Source organism: Acinetobacter sp. YH12040 (genome assembly GCF_013420005.1).
GTDB classification, from domain to species: Bacteria; Pseudomonadota; Gammaproteobacteria; order Pseudomonadales; family Moraxellaceae; genus Acinetobacter; species Acinetobacter amyesii.
This window is the reverse complement of the sequence record NZ_VOZB01000003.1, coordinates 146,782-164,395: the sequence shown is the minus strand read 5'-3', so window position 1 is coordinate 164,395 and position 17,614 is coordinate 146,782. Positions and strand designations below refer to the sequence as shown.

General features: G+C 37.8%; 18 protein-coding genes. 7 read left to right on the top strand and 11 right to left on the bottom strand.

The features are described 5' to 3' along the window. Positions 1-12 precede the first annotated feature (12 nt). Both benD and benE read left to right on the top strand, forming a co-directional pair. Positions 13-798: a benzoate diol dehydrogenase BenD gene (gene benD, locus FTT99_RS04090; RefSeq protein WP_180131771.1), complete on the top strand. Its 786-nt coding sequence runs from the start codon at positions 13-15 to the stop codon at positions 796-798. 63 nt (positions 799-861) lie between these two features. After that, complete coding sequence (gene benE / locus FTT99_RS04085) at positions 862-2,085, top strand: benzoate/H(+) symporter BenE (RefSeq protein WP_180131774.1); 1,224 nt, start codon at positions 862-864, stop codon at positions 2,083-2,085. A gap of 379 nt (positions 2,086-2,464) precedes the next feature. Here the strand turns inward: benE and hcaR are convergent, their stop codons facing one another. Then, positions 2,465-3,358, bottom strand: a complete 894-nt coding sequence (hcaR, locus tag FTT99_RS04080; RefSeq protein WP_180131777.1) for a DNA-binding transcriptional regulator HcaR — start codon at positions 3,356-3,358, stop codon at positions 2,465-2,467. Between the two features lie 310 nt (positions 3,359-3,668). Next, the gene (locus FTT99_RS04075; protein ID WP_180131778.1) at positions 3,669-4,505 is read right to left on the bottom strand and encodes an SDR family oxidoreductase; all 837 of its coding nucleotides are present in this window, start codon (positions 4,503-4,505) and stop codon (positions 3,669-3,671) included. A gap of 524 nt (positions 4,506-5,029) precedes the next feature. Between FTT99_RS04075 and FTT99_RS04070 the strand changes: the two genes are divergently transcribed. Further along, on the top strand, positions 5,030-5,470 hold the full coding sequence (locus FTT99_RS04070) for a DUF2147 domain-containing protein (protein WP_078190743.1): 441 nt from the start codon (positions 5,030-5,032) through the stop codon (positions 5,468-5,470). An 87-nt stretch (positions 5,471-5,557) separates the two neighbouring features. Here FTT99_RS04070 and FTT99_RS04065 read toward each other — a convergent pair whose 3' ends face one another. Beyond that, on the bottom strand, positions 5,558-6,613 hold the full coding sequence (locus tag FTT99_RS04065) for an aromatic ring-hydroxylating dioxygenase subunit alpha (protein ID WP_180131781.1): 1,056 nt from the start codon (positions 6,611-6,613) through the stop codon (positions 5,558-5,560). A 248-nt stretch (positions 6,614-6,861) separates the two neighbouring features. Here FTT99_RS04065 and FTT99_RS04060 point away from each other — a divergent pair, with 248 nt between their 5' ends. Further along, on the top strand, positions 6,862-7,791 hold the full coding sequence (locus FTT99_RS04060; protein ID WP_180131785.1) for a LysR family transcriptional regulator: 930 nt from the start codon (positions 6,862-6,864) through the stop codon (positions 7,789-7,791). A 102-nt stretch (positions 7,792-7,893) separates the two neighbouring features. Here the strand turns inward: FTT99_RS04060 and hpxO are convergent, their stop codons facing one another. Continuing rightward, positions 7,894-9,051, bottom strand: a complete 1,158-nt coding sequence (hpxO, locus tag FTT99_RS04055; protein ID WP_180131788.1) for an FAD-dependent urate hydroxylase HpxO — start codon at positions 9,049-9,051, stop codon at positions 7,894-7,896. Positions 9,052-9,257: 206 nt separating this feature from the next. Here hpxO and alc point away from each other — a divergent pair, with 206 nt between their 5' ends. Both alc and FTT99_RS04045 read left to right on the top strand, forming a co-directional pair. Beyond that, on the top strand, positions 9,258-10,265 hold the full coding sequence (gene alc, locus FTT99_RS04050) for an allantoicase (protein WP_180131791.1): 1,008 nt from the start codon (positions 9,258-9,260) through the stop codon (positions 10,263-10,265). Between the two features lie 89 nt (positions 10,266-10,354). Next, positions 10,355-10,855 (top strand): ureidoglycolate lyase, encoded by a 501-nt coding sequence (locus FTT99_RS04045; RefSeq protein WP_180131794.1) that lies wholly within the window; start codon positions 10,355-10,357, stop codon positions 10,853-10,855. Positions 10,856-11,058: 203 nt separating this feature from the next. Here FTT99_RS04045 and FTT99_RS04040 read toward each other — a convergent pair whose 3' ends face one another. The 7 genes from FTT99_RS04040 to FTT99_RS04010 form a co-directional block, all read right to left on the bottom strand. Beyond that, the gene (locus FTT99_RS04040; RefSeq protein ID WP_180131796.1) at positions 11,059-12,438 is read right to left on the bottom strand and encodes a nucleobase:cation symporter-2 family protein; all 1,380 of its coding nucleotides are present in this window, start codon (positions 12,436-12,438) and stop codon (positions 11,059-11,061) included. A gap of 31 nt (positions 12,439-12,469) precedes the next feature. Then, positions 12,470-12,790 carry a hydroxyisourate hydrolase gene (gene uraH / locus FTT99_RS04035; RefSeq protein WP_111886083.1) on the bottom strand — a complete coding sequence of 107 codons (321 nt, stop codon included), beginning with the start codon at positions 12,788-12,790 and terminating at the stop codon, positions 12,470-12,472. Continuing rightward, positions 12,787-13,290 carry a 2-oxo-4-hydroxy-4-carboxy-5-ureidoimidazoline decarboxylase gene (gene uraD, locus FTT99_RS04030; protein WP_078190752.1) on the bottom strand — a complete coding sequence of 168 codons (504 nt, stop codon included), beginning with the start codon at positions 13,288-13,290 and terminating at the stop codon, positions 12,787-12,789. The genes uraH and uraD overlap by 4 nt, the downstream gene beginning before the upstream one ends. Positions 13,291-13,432: 142 nt before the next feature. Next, on the bottom strand, positions 13,433-14,395 hold the full coding sequence (gene puuE / locus FTT99_RS04025) for an allantoinase PuuE (RefSeq protein ID WP_111886081.1): 963 nt from the start codon (positions 14,393-14,395) through the stop codon (positions 13,433-13,435). Between the two features lie 96 nt (positions 14,396-14,491). Further along, entirely contained in the window at positions 14,492-15,094 is a 603-nt protein-coding gene (locus FTT99_RS04020) for a hypothetical protein (protein ID WP_180161255.1), read from the bottom strand. A gap of 913 nt (positions 15,095-16,007) precedes the next feature. After that, positions 16,008-16,160 (bottom strand): hypothetical protein, encoded by a 153-nt coding sequence (locus FTT99_RS04015; protein ID WP_180131906.1) that lies wholly within the window; start codon positions 16,158-16,160, stop codon positions 16,008-16,010. Further along, complete coding sequence (locus tag FTT99_RS04010) at positions 16,157-16,402, bottom strand: hypothetical protein (protein WP_180079171.1); 246 nt, start codon at positions 16,400-16,402, stop codon at positions 16,157-16,159. The genes FTT99_RS04015 and FTT99_RS04010 overlap by 4 nt, the downstream gene beginning before the upstream one ends. Before the next feature lie 265 nt (positions 16,403-16,667). Here FTT99_RS04010 and yddG point away from each other — a divergent pair, with 265 nt between their 5' ends. Then, positions 16,668-17,591 carry an aromatic amino acid DMT transporter YddG gene (yddG, locus tag FTT99_RS04005; RefSeq protein ID WP_180161253.1) on the top strand — a complete coding sequence of 308 codons (924 nt, stop codon included), beginning with the start codon at positions 16,668-16,670 and terminating at the stop codon, positions 17,589-17,591. Positions 17,592-17,614 lie beyond the last annotated feature (23 nt).

The window sequence follows — 17,614 nt, the reverse complement described above, 5'->3', positions numbered from 1 at the left end:
GAGAATAGTTTAATGTCAGAACAAGCCAGATTTAGCAATAAAGTTGTGATTGTAACCGGTGCCGCTCAAGGTATCGGTCGTGGAGTCGCACTACAAGTGGCACGGGAAGGCGCTCAAGTGGTATTGGCAGATCTCTCAGATTTTGTTGAAGATACGCTGAACGATATTCAAGCCCATAATGGCGATGCCATTATTGTTAAAGCCAATCTTGAAACATATGCAGGCGCTCAATCAGTTGCTACCCAAGCCATTGAAAAATATGGCCAAATTGATATCTTGATCAATAACGTCGGAGGTGCGATTTGGATGAAGCCCTTCCAAGAGTTTTCAGAAGAAGAAATCATTAAGGAAGTTAATCGTTCATTATTTCCAACTATGTGGTGCTGCCGAGCCGTGTTACCTGAAATGATTCAAAATCAGCAAGGGACGATTGTAAATGTATCTTCTATTGCAACCCGTGGTATTAACCGTGTGCCATATTCAGCGTCAAAAGGTGGGGTCAATGGCTTAACCGCTGCACTCGCTTTTGAGCATGCAAAAGATGGTATTCGAGTCAATGCCGTAGCCACAGGTGGCACAGAAGCACCACCACGAAAAGTACCTAGAAACGCCAACCCATTGTCAGATCATGAAAAACAATGGATGCAAGACGTGGTCGATCAAACCATTGACCGCACATTCTTAGGCCGCTATGGCACAATTCAGGAACAAGTCAATGCCATCTTATTTTTGGCATCCGATGATTCATCTTATATGACAGGAACAGTCGTCCCTGTTGGTGGTGGAGATCAAGGTTAATCTCTAAAAATCATTGGTTAAATTCAACAGGTTCATTGACATAGTCGCATGGAGGCAAAAGCGATGGCACCCCTGTTAAATACATTAAAAGAAGATTGGTCGATCTCAGCGACGGTTGCAGGATTTTTAGCCGTGCTGATTTCATATTCAGGCCCACTAATTATTTTTTTCCAAGCCGCACAAAAAGCTCAAGTTTCCCCAGCCATGATGATTTCATGGATTTGGGGGATTTCTATTGGCGCAGCACTGGCGGGTATTTATCTCTCTATTAAATATAAAACCCCGGTGATTACCGCGTGGTCAGCGCCCGGTACGGCTCTTTTAGTCACGCTCTTTCCGAATATTTCGCTGAATGAAGCCATAGCGGCTTATATCACGTCTGCTATTGTTATTTTTTTGATTGGCATCACCGGCTATTTTGACAAACTCCTAAAATGGATTCCTCAAGATGTCGCTGCGGGAATGATGGCAGGTATTTTATTTCAGTTTGGGCTTGGACTGTTCACTGCTACAGATAGTATGCCGATCATTGTCTTTGGCATGTTACTGGTCTTTCTGATTTCTAAAAGACTATCGCCACGCTACGCGATGATTTGGGTCTTGCTAACTGGTGTTGTCCTGAGTTTTACATTAGGGAAAATCAATCCTGTTGATGTAAATTTTCAGCTCGCTATACCACAGTTTATTGCTCCAACTTGGACTTGGAACTCAACTTTAAATTTGGCAATTCCCTTAATCTTAGTCAGTCTGAGTGGTCAATTCCTTCCGGGGATGGCGATCATGAAACTCAGTGGATATGACACGCCAGCCAAGCCGATTATCACAGCGACCAGTATTGCCTCGCTCGCTGTCGCATGTGTCGGAGGCATTACTATTGTTTTAGCGTCTATCACCGCAGCCATGTGTATGGGCAAAGATGCACATGAACTGAAAGAAAAACGCTATATAGCCGGTATTGCCAATGGTATTTTTTATATTTTAGGCGGCTTATTTGCAGGCAGCATTGTCATGTTATTTAGCCTATTACCTAAAGAGTTGGTCGCTGCACTTGCAGGTTTAGCGTTATTAGGTGCGATTGGAACAAATATGTCGGTTGCGATGAAAAATGAGGCCAACCGTGATGCAGCGCTGATCACCTTTTTAGCGACAGCCTCAGGTATGCATTTTTTAGGGCTAAGCTCGGTTTTTTGGGGGATTTGTATCGGTGTTGCGGCACATGTCATTTTGACCAACCGTGTAACTACACAAGCGCCAATGACAACGACTCAAGATTCTAAAAGTTCATAATATCCAAACGCATTGCTAATACAAAGAAGATGGAAAATTACATCTTCTTTGTTTAATCAAAAATAAAATGCTTTCATTTAGACTTCGGTTAATTCAGGCAATTCTCGATGAGCGATTTCAAAAGCTTCTTGAACATCTAATCCCACAGCAGTCAATAAAAGCTCTACAACTTTGGCAATCCAGTGAACCCTTTAGGCAAATAAGCATAGCAACGCACAGATTCAATTTTTATGATGAAGTAATCGCCACCTAGCCTTAGTTTAAAAAAAACCATCTAATTTGAACCGACATAAACTTTATCAGCAGCGTAAATTTAAAGGTTTTTACCCCCCTGAGAAGATTATTTATTGAATAGAATCACTTAACTAAATGATAAACTTCAATCAAACTTCAAATGAAAAAAATCGTTAATTAAATTTATAAATGCTTGCACACTAGGTGATGTATTTGTACTGCGCTTACTCATATATAAGTTGATTGTTGGAAGGTCCGTATCTAACTTTTTGACAATAATATTTTCATAAGCAATATCTGCAATATAACTCGGTAAAATCGTACACGACTGTGTGATATTGATTGAATTAATGTTGAATAAAATATTACTGGCGCGCTGGATAATTTTTAAGTTGATCTTTTTGTCTTCTGCAAATTTTAAAATCTTATGATGCAAAACTGACGACACTTCCTCAGCCGGAATAATAAAATCTATTTCTTCTAAAGATTTGACTGATATTTTATTTTGATTTGCAAATGGATGCTGATTATTCATCAAGAAAATCAAAGGCTCTTTAAATATCAACTGACTCGAAATTTCATGGTTATTAACATCTGCCCTAGAAATGGCGATATCAATACGCCCATTATGTAAATCACTGACGATTTGCGTGTCATTTAAGCTCAAAAGTTCAACTTTTAAGTCAGGAAACATCTCTGTGAGTTTCGGAATAATAAAAGGGAAAATTTTCATTTCTGCAACTGGTACAAAGCCAATGGTGATTTTTTGGTCTTTGGCTTTTTTGACTTGGCGCGTCATTGCAACTGCTTTATCGGCACTTTCTAAAATGTTTTTGGCATGTTCTAAAAACACAATTCCTTCATCGGTCAGTTCAACTTTACGTTTAGAGCGAATAAATAACTGTACGCCAATAAACTCTTCGAGGTCTTTGATTTGTTGGCTAAGAGAAGGCTGAGCCGTATAAAGTTTTAAGGCCGCTTGGCTAAAATTAAGTTCTTGTGCAACCATGACAAAATATTTTAAATGTCTTAATTCCATTTAAGTCACCTGTGTAGTCCAATCCTTAGGACGTTTTTAATACAATTCTGTTAGCAAGCTAAAATAGTCTTATATTTTGTGGTGAAGTGTTCATTTTTTATTTAAATATCATTTTTTCTCATATTTTACTTCTAAATAGTTCAAAATTTTTAATCAATTGAACTTATGCTAAATTTTTGTGATTTCAAAAGTGCATCTTCTTTAATACTGCTAAATTCATATTAGAAATACATTTTCAAATAAATATTTTGACAATACAGAATCAAAAAAAGGGATCATGTTGCATCATCCCTTGTTATTGATCTTTGAATTATTTACGTTTTTTCTTACCACTGAGCAGATCTATGGCTTGGGCATATCGTGTAGGTGCAATCCGCTGAATTAAATCAATGATTTTGGCGTCATTGCCGATTAAAACACGACGTTTATTCTGTTTCACTGCATCTAAAATCACTTTTGCTGCAACTTCAGGCGGTGTTTTCAGCACTTTATTAAAGGCTTTCGTGGCTCTATCTGGATTCATACCCAACGCGCGAATACTGTCACTCATACGTGCGCTATTTGCAATATTGGTTCGAATTCCACCCGGATGCACGCAGGTAGCGCTTACTCCGACATTTTCCAAATCTAATTCTTGACGTAAAGATTCTGTAAAACCACGGACTGCAAACTTAGTTGCATTATAGGCACTTTGCGTCGGTTGAGCTGTCAAACCAAATAAGCTGGAAATATTCACAATATGTCCATCGCCACTTTGTCTTAAGTACGGTAAAAATGCTTTTGTCCCATACACCACGCCCCAGAAATTGATATTCATAATCCACTCAATTTCATCATAATGCATACCTTCTACTGTACTGGCTAGCGCGACACCCGCATTATTAAAGATCAAATTGACCTGACCAAATTCAGCTTGGGTTGCAGCCGCCCATTGCTCGACAGCGGCACGATCAGATACATCTAACTGGGTCTGAGTTATTTTCACACTGGTGTGCTTAATCATTTCAGCCGTTTGTGCAAGACCGTCGAGGTTGCGATCACTTAATGCTAGATGCGCACCTGATTGAGCCAGTTGAATGGCTAATTGCTGTCCAATACCTGAACCTGCTCCAGTAATGGCTGCGACTTTGTTGTTAAAATTTTTCATCGTTATTCCTATACATACTTAATCTAGTTCAGTGATCAAGCCGCATTTTCGTATTATTCATAGCACAAGCTTAACGAGTTCTAATCTATGAATGAAATGATTTTATTTAATTCTAAAATATGAATGCTATACATAGCACTTTAGCGTTATTTTTTAAAATCAAATGAATGTAATTCGTCATGATTACAATAAAAAATGAAAGCTTAAATGAGCCTATTAGCTCCTACTTTTTTACGGATTGTAGCTCCAATTCTTTTAATTCAAACTGCGTTTGATATTTATAAAAGTGATACAAACCCCAAATGTTATAAACAAAGCTCAACATTTATTCTATTTTTCTACACGATCCAGATTCTAGATATTCAAAATCATTATATAAAATCCACAATATATACTTATTTTTTTGTGAATATAGCCCTTGAAGACAGCAAGGCTGATGCTTTGTAATTTTCCAAGTCTTGTGTATCCACCTTTTGGAAGATCAGGGATGCACATCTCTTACTATGTTCAATAGAGGTTCTAAAATGATAAAAACAACTCTTAGCCTAATCGGTTTATCACTGGTGTCTAGCTTAGCATTGGCTGCTGATCCATTGCATGGTACTAAATGGAAAACCATCGATGACCAAACCAAAAAACCTTTATCTGTAGTTCAATTTAACGAAACCTCAAATGGCGTTTTATCTGCAAAAATCGTTGATGTACTCACCCCGGGTGAAGCAGAAAATTGCCAAAAATGTGTTGGTAAATTCCACAATAAACCATTACTCGGTGTACAAATCGTGAATGGTTTGAAAAATACCGGTAAAAATACCTATGATGGCGGTAAAATTACTGACCCGAAAAATGGTAAAACCTATAGCTTCAATGCCAAAATGTCGAATGACGGCAAGACTTTGAATGGTCGTGGTTATATTGGTGTATCTGCGCTTGGACGCAGCCAAACATGGATACGTGTAAACTAATCCTTAGTGTACAAATTCAAAAAGCGGCTCGATTGAGTCGCTTTTTTACATGAAAACTTCAAATATAAAATTATGCGATTATAAAAATTATACGGTATATCGTTTGCTTAGCCCCCATTCGGCTAATATGCGACGATAAGTTGTCGATGAGCGATCTGCTTCGAAATGCGCCTCCATACTAATATCCAGTGGCAATTCCTCTGGTTTTTGACTTTCCACCATGTCCTGATCTTCAGCAAAAATTTGTGCATTAAAATCATAAACTGCTTGTAAATCTCCTGTGGTATCAAAATTTCGAGTTAAAGGCACAAATAAACGGGTTTTATTATGCGATACAGGACAACAGGCATTTAAGATTTTTAACACCCCATTTTCAGGAAAATCAATGGTTAAAATTGCAGAAAATGGTGGATAGACATCAAACGTTCTTTTCCATAAAAAATCATCTGGCGCTAAATGTTGTAAGCCATGCGGATAATTACTCACATCACTAAGATACTCTGTATGTAGTCCATAGTCCGTACGTACTGTCGAATATTTTTGTACTTTAGGGTTTTCACGGTCTGCAAAGCTTTCATGATGCACCCATGCGAAATGTGCAACATCAATAAAGCCTTCGAGCTGACGTCCACTTGAACCTCCAATATCAACATGAGGTGGCAATATAGATTGGTGCTGCTCGGTATCCCACGTGTCTAAATTTGGAAAATTGGCTGTAGATTCATCTCGATTAAATAAACTGGTCCACACCAATCCATATTTCAATACAACTGGAAATTTAGTTAATGAAAAACGCTCTGAAATTTGTGTCAACTCAGGCTGTGCAGGAATTTTTACACACTTTCCTGCACCGTTATAATGTAAACCATGATATGGACAAATGATGTCTTCACCCTTGACCCAGCCTTTGGTTAATGGCACCCCACGATGTGGACAGATGTCACGAACCAAATGAATTTTCCCACTTTCAGTTTGATATAACGCCATTTTAACATCGAGTAATTGCACTTGTTGCGGTTCAATCGAAACATCTTCTACACGTGCAACGGGATACCAATGCTGCGCCAAAATATTCCAGTCGTTGGCATCAAATGTACTGCACTGAGGTTGGGTAAATAAATTGAGTACTGGAATGGCATTCATAGTTCATCTCGACATTTTCAATATTTCTTCAGCATTTAGCGCCATTTAATTTTTGCTAAATCCTTATTTTCTAAGTCGAAATTAAAATCTAAACACATTTCTGTCTATTAGAATGATTTGCATAGATTGTTCTGTTTTTTAGAACATTAAGCGTTGATTACTGCTTGATTTGATAAAGCTGGCATGAATATCGCTTAAAATGCATAACATTATGATTCGCTGATGACGCGATAGAGATTGAAGCCTGTATGTCAATTACTTTTTCTAGATTTTCTGAATATTTTATTGCGGTTGCACGGACTGGAAGTCTACGCAAAGCTGCTGAACAACTCTTTATTTCAGTCTCGGCAGTACATCGACAAATCGTTTTAGCAGAGGAAGAACTGGGGGTTGCCCTATTTGAACGACTACCTCAGGGCTTAAAACTGACGCTTGCGGGTGAATTACTGTATGCCGATTTATTAAAATGGCAAAAAGAATATCAACTGACACGAACTCGATTTGATGAAATCCAAGGCTTAAACCGTGGAAACATTGAAATGGGCTTTATTGCGGCTTTGAATGACAGTTTTGTCGTCGACTGCATTCAAAAGATGGCTGAAACTTATCCGTGGATCAACCTCAACATCAGCATGAATAGCAGTGATGATATATCCAGAAAAATCGTCGATGCAGAATTAGATTTTGGCATTATTTTAAATCCCAAAAGCCATAGCCAATTAGAGATTTTATCCTTTATAGAAATTCCTTTGGGTTTTGTGATGTCGCCGCATCATACCTTGGGTGGGATGGATAAAATTTATCTTTCAGATACGTTAAATGAACGGCATATTTTGCCGAGTGATCCACTCATTATTAGTGAATATGTACAGACTTTATATAAACATCATAAGTTTAGTCCGATTCAAAAGATCGAATGTAATGACATTAGAATGATATTGTCATTGGTTCAACAGCAATTAGGTATCAGTTTGATGTCATACATGGATGCTTTACCACTGCTTGAGAATAATAAGATTATTTTTAAACCGATACGTGAAAAAGGCTTACACAGTTTGACCATCGCTTTATGTGTCGCATCGAAGCGCCAAACCTCTCGAATTTCTCAGATCATGATTAATCTTTTGGTGGAAAAAATGGAAGAAATTAAGATCAATTTAAAATCTTTGAACCCTTAAAACCATTATTTAAGCTTTTTTGTCACTTAATTTTTTGTAAAAAAAATCCAGTGCGAATAATTCGTACTGGCTGCTGAAAGCTAAAGTTTTATTAGTTTATTTTTAATCCAATGGATTACCTACAATATTACTGATAATACCTTTCATAATATGATTGCCTTGTTCTTTACGCAGTTCTGCATACCATTCACGCGTCACACTTTCATCTTTCATATGGGTCACATCACAACGCTTACGCGCTCGCAGAACCAATTCATTGGCACGTTCATTACGTTTATTTTGATAACGACGCAATGAATCTTGCAAGCCCAAAGTATTGATTTGTAAAGAACGAGCTAAATAAATTGCATCTTCCATTGCTTGGCAGCCGCCTTGTCCAATATCCGGCGTTGTACTGTGTGCTGCATCACCCACAATCACCACGCGACCTTTGTAGAAATCTGCAAAAGGTTCAATATCATGAATTTCTACCCGATTGGTTTTTTGGGCATCTACAGCATCAATTAGCTTTTGCACCGGTTCACACCAGCCCTTAAAGTATTCTTTAAATAAGGCCTTATATTGTGTGCGGTCATTTTCTAAGCCTGCTGCTAAAGGGACATCAAAGAAGAAATAGAATCGGTTGTCGGCAACGGGCATCAGCGAAACGCGTTTACCTTCACCTACAAATGTCGTCCACTGATCTTCCGCAGCAAATTCTTCTGAAATATCGACTAAACCGTTCCAATTGACATAACCTGCATAGCGGCGCTCAACTTGTTCCCCCAATACATACGCCCGTGTCAATGAATGTGTACCATCGGCGCCAACCAATAAATCAGCCAGAACCTCACTTCCGTCAGCAAAATGTGTGATCACTTGATCATCTTGTTCTGAGAAGCTCACCATTTTTTTGCCTAGATGAATATTCTCACGACCAAATTCATCCATAAGCATATTTTGTAAGTCAGCACGTGAAACGGGATAAGGTCGCTGTCCAACTTCTTCGATTAAAGGAAACAGACTAAACTGCGTCATAACATCGCCCGTTAAGCCATCGATATAGGCTAAATGATCCATCTTGCCACCGAGCTTTTCGACTTGTTCGGTTAGCCCCAAATAGTTCAAACATTTGACACCGTTAGACCATAAAGAAATAGCGGCTCCAACAGGTAAAATTTGTTCTGCCTGTTCATAGATGGTTACTTGGTGTCCAAATTTTTTCAAAGCGATCCCAGTCGTTAGGCCCGCCATACCTGCACCAATAATTGTAATGTCCATCTATAACTCCCCTGTGTTTTTTAAATATCTTTCTCCTAAAAAGCGAAAAGCATGCCATTTTTTCAAACAAGCAATAAAAAATCTAAAGTTGGCACACGCTGTGCTTCTAAACACGTGTAAATGCTTGTTTTTATCAAATGTTAAATTTTTAACACTGAAAACAAAATGCATATGTTTTAAATGAAAATAGTGAATGGATTTTATATATGGCGACTTTACTCGCACCAAGTTTTGATATTCCTGCACAATTACAGGCACTTACAAATTTAGCTGATGACCGTATTGGTGCAAAAATACTTGATTGTTCAGATGATTTTTTTGCAGAAGCAAAACGCATGCTGCAATTTAATGCACCAATCTTTGTCGAAGATAAATTTGATGATCATGGCAAATGGATGGATGGTTGGGAAACCCGTCGTAAACGCCATGCAGGTTATGATTGGGCAATTATCCAACTCGGTGTCGCTGGTCGAATTCAAGCCTTAGATATTGATACAACATTCTTTACAGGGAATTATCCAGCTTCCGCATCAGTTGAAGCCTGCTTTGCACCGAGTGGTGAACTAGCACAGGCAGCATGGGTCAATATCTTAGGCAATACCGTATTGGGCCCGAGCCAACACCATATATTGAAGGTCTCAACTGATCAGGTTTTTACCCATGTGCGTTTAAATATATATCCAGACGGCGGTATTGCACGATTTAAAGTCTATGGTGAAGTTCAGGTTCAAATTCAAGACAGTACGAGCACATTAGACCTCGTTGCACTAGAAAATGGTGGACGTGTTATTGCTTATAGTGATGCTCACTTTGGACATCCACGAAACTTAATTAACCCTGGTCGCGGCATCAATATGGGAGATGGTTGGGAAACTAAACGTCGCCGTGCACCAGGTTTTGACTGGTGCATTTTGGCTTTGGGCCAATCTGGTGCAATAGAGAAAATTGATATTGATACTGCCCATTTTAAAGGCAACTTCCCTGCGCAGGTTTCCATACAAGCGATTTATGTAGAAGATGCCACTGACCCTCAACTGATTCCGCAAAGTATGTTCTGGCCGTTTTTACTCGATGCACAAGACATGCAGATGGATCATATTCATAGCTTTGTCAGTGAGATTTTAAAGCATGAAAAAATATCGCATATCCGCATCAATATGATTCCTGACGGGGGCATTAGTCGCATACGGTTATGGGGAAAAATACATCTTTAATTGCAGTGTTAATCAAATAGGAAGCCTTCGGGCTTCCTATTTGTATTGTTTCAATTTTTTTAATTAAATGCCCTATAAGATATCTAAACATGACACACAGCATAAAATTACAAGCTCTAAGTATTGAAGGCTTTGCGCCTTTTGGTGAGGTTATTTGTACAACTGGACATGATTTTTTCCATATCAATGACGCACATACAGAGCGATATCATGCGCTCGTGGAAGCAGAAATTTCAGGTGATGCGGTTGCTGGAATTAGCATCTTCAGAAATATCAAAACGACTGAGTTGCCTTTTACGATTTCGATGTTAGAGCGGCATCCCAACGGCTCGCAAGCTTTTATTCCAATGCAAGCACAGGCTTTTTTAGTGGTTGTTGCACCTGCGTTAGATGATCACAGTCCCGATCTTACACAGCTATATGCTTTCATTACTGATGGTAGCCAAGGAGTCAATTATCGTGCAGGAACATGGCATCATCCTCTCCTAACACTCGAAGCACCGAGTAGCTTTGCCGTCATCGATCGTATTGGCGCTGGGCATAATTGTGATGTGTTTCAGTTCCCAACGCCTATTCACATTTCAAATTAATGTATTTTTAGCTTAAATACTTAGAGTTCAATAGACTAAAAATCACTTAACCAATTGTTAGTAAATATCTTATTTCATGTCTTGGTATTAATTTATTTAAATATTACGCAATAAAAAGCCCTCAATTTAGAGGGCTTTATTTATTCTATACAAACTATATTTTATGCATCATCGCAAGGTTCAAGACTTAAAATCTGCCATGATTAATGTTGCACATCTATTGCCATGCTTGGTTTTTTAACCTGATCTTTGCTCATAATCACTTCTTTATTTTTAAATAAATTTAAATGATTGAATACAATATTTAAAATAATCGCCATCAAACAAGTTGAACTGATACCTGAATGAAAGAGTGTTTGCACCCATTTCGGGAAGTTTGCATAGAAAGAATGATCGATAATTGGAATCATCCCTGCTGCAATCGCAGTCGCAACAATGATGAGGTTCTTTTGCTCGTTATAGTCAATTTTCGCCAAGGTACGAATACCACTTGCCGCAACCGTTCCAAACAAAACTAAACCAGCACCACCTAAGACAGGGACTGGAATTGCTGCAATCAGTCGACCCATAATTGGCAGAACGCCTAATACGACTAAAATCATTCCACCCGCTGCAACAACAAAGCGACTTTTCACGCCTGTAATCGCTACTAAACCGACATTTTGTGCAAAAGCACTTTGCATGAATGAGCCGAAGATTGGTGCTGCTGCACTAGATAGCATATCTGCACGTAAGCCATTGGTAATGCGCTTAGCATCCACTTTAGTACCAACAATTTCCCCAACGGCAATAATGTCTGCTGTGGTTTCAGTCATAATCACTAAAGTCACAATCAGCATGGCAATAATGGCACTTAACTCAAAAGTTGGCATACCGAAAGCAAAGAAGCTTGGAAATTGAATCCAGTTACCATTTGCAACTTTAGAAAAATCTCCAAAGCCAAAGGCATAAGCCAGCACCGTACCAAAAACGATGGCTAACAAAATAGATAAACGTCGGATGGTTGCATTACGGGTTAAGTTCAGCGCAATCACAATACCCAAAGTCAAAAATGCCAAGCTGATGTTCTCAGCACTTCCCCAGTCTGGTGCTTTATTGTTTCCCCCCATCATCCAGCGTACCGCTACAGGCAGCAATGAAAGACCAATCACAGTGATCACACAGCCAGTCACAATCGGTGGGAAAAAACGAATAATTTTTGAAAAATAAGGTGCTAGGAAAAAGCCAATTAGAGATGCAACAATCACCGCACCATAAACAGCAGAAAGCCCACCGCCTGCGGTTACTATGGCAATCATCGTCGCCACACCTGCAAATGAAACCCCTTGAACTAAGGGTAATTTTGCACCGATATATTTCACACCTACAGTTTGTAGTATGGTCGCCAAGCCACCGACAAAAAGTGCTGCCGCAATCAATAAACCGATTTGCGCAGGTTCAAGTCCCGCGGCTGTACCAATAATCAATGGTGGAGCAATAATACCACCATACATGGTTAATACATGCTGTAGACCATAGGCAAGGCTTTTTGCTGCGCCTAAATATTCATGTTCTGGTGAAACTGTTTTATCTTGTTCTGTCATTTTTATATCCCCTATTTTTTTAACTTTGCTCTTAACTGCCACGATACGTTGAATATGCAAATGGGCTGATGAGTAAAGGAATATGAAAATGCTGCGAGGCATCTTTTACATAAAAATGAATCACAGCTTTTGGAAAAAAGGTTTCGGTATTTAAAGTCTGAAAATATTCAGCTGTCGCAAATTCAAGGCTATAAGCACCTGCTGTAAAGTCCTTCAGCGCAAAATCATTAACGCGACCATCCGCATTGGTTTGGGCTGAACCTAGTAACTTACCTTCCGCATTAAATAATTGAATGCTGACATTCGCTGCGGGTTTGCCTAGATTGGTATCTAAAATATGTGAGCTAATCATGCGCTAAGCTCCTGTTTTAATCTTAATAAGGCAATTTCAGCCAGTTGATGATGAACAATTCGTTTTTCGGTTTCAGGATCATTCAATAATCGATATTGCAGCGCCTGTAGTACATCTTCACTACTGAGGCCAGAAGCTTTGATTAAAAAGAGATATCCGTACTTTTTCTCATACGCGATATTGCCTTTGAGCAATGCAAACTGAGTTTCTTCATCTGCTGAAATTTCAGACTGTTCTCGATTAGAAAATTGTTGCTCCAAACTACTTAATTCAGCCTGTGCCTTTTTTTCACCAATCCGTGGATGGTTATCTAGAGCATTTTTGATTTCATCCCAAGTCCAAGCATTTGCGGCTTTTACTGCTTGCTCTGTGATTTGCGTGACAGAGGTATAAGGACGCTGCGCTACAATGTGTTCTGCCCAGCCTTCAATTTGCACACAGTGCTTTAAAAAAGTTTTTACATCTGCTTCGGATGCTTTATTAAATTCAACAAGTTGCACTATAAAATCGCCTAAAATTATTGAATGATTGTTCAAATTTAGTTTTGCAATATCAGTGCCAACCTAGGTCTATGATGTCAGTTACCTAAGTACAGGCCTAAAAAAAGAGGAGCTAAGCTCCTCTTTATCCAAATATTTTTTATTAGACTGCATGATGTGTATACCAATGTTCCGCGATATCACCACGGCGACAGATCCACACTTTTTCATGTGATTGCACATAATCTAAGAATCGTTGTAGTGCTTTAAAACGGCCTGGTCGCCCTAAAATACGACAATGCATCCCAATCGATAACATTTTTGGCGCGCTTTCACCTTCTTCATATAGCACATCAAATGCGTCTTTAAGGTATTGATAAAATTGTTCACCACTGTTGAAACCACCCGGTGAACAAAACTTCATATCATTGCTTTCAAGTGTATAAGGAATAATTAAATGTGGACGGGTTCGACCATTTTCATTTGTCAAACGACTCCAAAAAGGCAGGTCATCACCATAGTGATCGCAGTCATATTTGATTTGCGGAAATTCAGCCAATAGCTGACGTGTGTTGGGACTGTCACGCCCTGTGTACCAGCCAATAGGTGTCTTTCCAAATAAAGCTTCAAGCACACTAATCGCTTGATCCATGTGCTGACGTTCTAGCTCTATCGGCATATCTTGATAATGTAACCAGCGTTGACCATGTGAAACCACATCATAGTTGGATTGTTTGATCGCATCGACGATATAAGGATTGCGCGCTAGAGCCATACCAACGCCAAAGATCGTCATGGGTAAATCACGTTTTTTAAATTCTGCATGAATCCGCCAAAAACCGGCTCTGGAGCCATATTCATACATCGAGTCCATCGACATATGTTTGGCAGGAAAACTGGCCGCTCCAATAATATCGGATAAGAATTGTTCTGATCCTGCATCCCCATGTTCGATGTGGTTTTCTCCACCTTCTTCATAGTTCAACACGAACTGCACTGCGATACGTGCCTGATTAGGCCATACGACTTGAGGTACATCGCCATGATATCCAATTAGGTCTCTGGAATAATCCTGTTGTTGGATCTGGTCAATTAAGTCTTGCCCGCGTAAGTAGCCTGTAGTCACTTCAACTTCCTAATTTGTTATATCAAACAGTAAAAAATTAGTTAGAAACAAGCAAATTATGCGCCAATGTCGTAGACGGCTAAATAGCTTTTCATATCAATGACCATTGCCTTTTTTTAAGATATTGAATGGTTGCCCTGAATCATCTGCAATGATTGAAATTTGCCAAATTTCATCTATTTCTGGAAAATTCTGATGCAGTTGATCAATGAAATAGTAATAACCTGGTGTATTTTCCGTAATATAAATGATTGTATTTGAACACAATATATAGAGTTGAATCTCATCAATGGTTCCAAGATCTTGGCGTACGACATCTATACTTTGAATATCTTTCCATAATATAGTTTTAGTGCTTATTTCAGGCCCAGTTATAGTGTATGTGAAACCATCATTAAAATATTCAAAATCACCTTTATCCTGTCTTAGAATTTCAAATTCGTTTGTTTTATTTTTTATATCTTGTTTTAAATCAATTGAATCTACAAACCAAATATGAGGATGACAAACTATTGCATTCCAAATAATAAAAATACAAAGTGTAAAAAACCATATATTAGCTGTAATTACTATCGTAAGCACTGCCAATATAAATAAGACAAAACCAAAATTTATGTTTAAAAACAATATTGTTGTAGTTCTTATTGGCAGCTTCACTTTCATTGGTAACTGTTTGAATAAAATATCACCATCATTCAATTTTTCGTTGTATTTACAGTAAAAACAAATTGCCAATATTAAAAAAGAAATTATGCTAATGAATGTAAAATGTTTTTCCCATATTTTCCAATTAGATAAAAAATATATAAAAATGACCATAAATATTGAAATTGAACAATACATCGTAAGTAAGGAATTTAAAAAAATATGCATTCTCATTGATTTTTTAATCTAGTAAATTTTTTAATGGTATAACTATACTTAAATTTAAAGCATCATGATCAAATATCTTTGTAAAATCAAAACACCTAACTCTGAAAATTAATTTATACTCATAAGTCATTTTCACTCAGTTCCAAATAAAAGATTCAAACAATAAGATTGGCTAGCAATTGATTAATCCATGCTTTGGAGAAGACAAAACATTTTGATTAGGCCCACCTCATATCCAAGTAAGTTACTTAATTTTTAGTGACTTATGGTGGTCTGCCTTAAGAATCTTTATGCAATAGAGCTATAAACGAGCAAAACTCTACAAAATATTAAAAAAAATATTTACTCATAATTTTAAATTTTACTCTTCACTCAACAATGCAATATATTGAAAATAAATAAATTACAAAAATATAGATAAACCTAATATAATATTCATAAACTTCACTTTCTTTTTTTATCTTCCCGATCAACAAATAACTCCCATTATAAATTAGATCAACAAAGATAATAAAAAAAACTACTGCACCAATAAAACTCCAGAAACCTATCCCAAAAAAGTAATACTTTATTAAAAAAATCAAAAACTCAATAATAAAAAAAAATAGCTATAATTAGCCTTTTATAATCGTGATAAACTCTAATTACAAATTTATCCATTATTATTCCTTTTTAAACTATCGATCCATCTCATTACGAACTGCATCATTACTTTACTTCTTCAGTAGACATCAATTATTTAATACACATCACGGCGGTAACGACCTGCTTTACGCAGTGTATGCAGTTGTTCAATGCCCAGTATCTCTTGCAAAGTGGCATCTACCGCTTTAGCCATATTCAAACTGCCGCAGATATAGAGACAAGCCCCTTGCTCTAGCCAATCAATCAATTCAGCTTTTTTACAACTAGGACATCTTGCACATACTTTTCAGCAAATCCATCACGAGAAAATACCCGATCGATTTCTGCAATTTTACCTTGGTTTTGTAATTCATGCAGTTCATCAGCAAAAATTGCATCGAAAGCTTGTTGACGCTCACCATAAATTAACCAGTTTTGATAGTGCTCTGTTGCGACACGTTGCTTAAGATGTGAAAGCAAACCCGCCATTCCTGAGCCATTGCCAATCATAATTGCCGACTTAACGCCCTCTGCTAAGTCAAAATTTGGATTCGCACGAATATAGGCATGAATACATTGTCCAAGTTTTAAATCTTGTGTTACTAAACCAGAACCTAAACCTAGTTCATCGCCATGCTGCTCTTGACGTACGACGAGCTCTAAATATTTTTAATTAAATAGAGTTTGATAATTTCACGCTTATACTAAACGACTGAATAAAGACTATAATAAAAATTAAAAATTCATTCGCCATTTGCGAAATCTTCGAGCAATCATGTCCAAAAATCTTGCAACGCTGATTGGATTCAGTGCAATCTTACAATGGTCTTCTATTGTTGGTTTACTTAAGAAAATTAGTTTCAGTATTGGCCCTGATCTTGCTGTGCTCTTTATGTATACCTTGAGCGCAATTATTCTATTGCTCTTATTTAAAATTCCAAACCTTAAACTGGTTCCGCGCCAATTTTTGATATACGCCACCCTTTTATTTGTGATTTATGAGTTGTGTTTTTCGTATGCCATTGCTTTGGCTCAAACAGCTCAACAAGCGATTGAAATCAGTTTGGTCAATTATTTATGGCCGAGTCTGACAATTGCCGCGTTAATCTTATTTAAAGAATTAAAGTTTAACTTTTTCGTAATCATTGGTTTAGCCATTAGTTTGGGCGGCATTATTTTAATCCAAACTGTTAACGGAAGTTTTAACTGGTCTACAGTCTTTACCAACATTCAGTCCAATCCATTAAGCTATTTTCTTGCTTTTATGGGCGCGAGTTTATGGTCACTCTACTGTGTGATTACCCGTAAATACAGTCATGGACATAACCCTATTTCATTCTTTTTCGTCGTGATCACCATTGTGCTATGGCTAAAAATGTTGATATTTCACGGTATCCCGCGAATGCCTGCCGTAGACTTACATACCGGTAAGTATATGTTAATCGTGTCCATCGTGACCGCATTGGGTTATGCAGCGTGGAATGTAGGTATTATTAAAGGCAATATTACGATATTGGTGACTTTATCGTATTTTAGTCCGATTTTTTCTTCGGTTATTTCAATGTTTATATTACAGACACCACTGAGTTTAAGTTTTTGGCATGGTGCCATTTTGGTGACATTAGGTTCGCTGGTATGTTGGATTTCAACCAGCTGGCCACAAATAAAAGCCAAATTAATGCAATTGCGCCATGAATAATATGAAGCAGTCACTTGGCTCAT